Genomic DNA, 273 nt, shown 5'->3' with positions numbered 1-273 from the left:
ACGAGCCGCCTGTGAGCTTTTCCGGGCTGGCGAAAAGCATGCGCGCCGCCGTTCACCACAGCTCGCCGATTTACGTTAAGCGTAACATTCTGGTGTCGACGTACATCCCGCACCCGCGCCTTTCCCGGCAGGATTTCAGCCGCTTCGCGCTCGATTACATGGTGTTCGGAAATGCGTTTATTGAGGAGCGCCTGAGCGTCACAGGTAAGCCAGTGAAGTATGAAACCTCCCCGGCGAAATATACCCGGCGCGGCGTCGAACAGGACGCCTACT

General features: G+C 58.6%; 1 protein-coding gene. It reads left to right on the top strand.

Features of this window, described 5'->3' with window-relative positions; all coding sequences use genetic code 11:
- Window positions 1-273 (top strand): hypothetical protein (locus SAZ04_RS22050; protein WP_431309047.1); only part of this gene is annotated, 273 nt, incomplete at both ends.

Origin of the sequence: Halalkalibacter lacteus, assembly GCF_036663595.1 — a bacterium.
In the GTDB taxonomy this organism is placed as follows: Bacteria; Bacillota; Bacilli; order Bacillales; family Bacillaceae_D; genus Halalkalibacter; species Halalkalibacter lacteus.
This window is presented reverse-complemented; position numbering and strand designations above follow the sequence as displayed.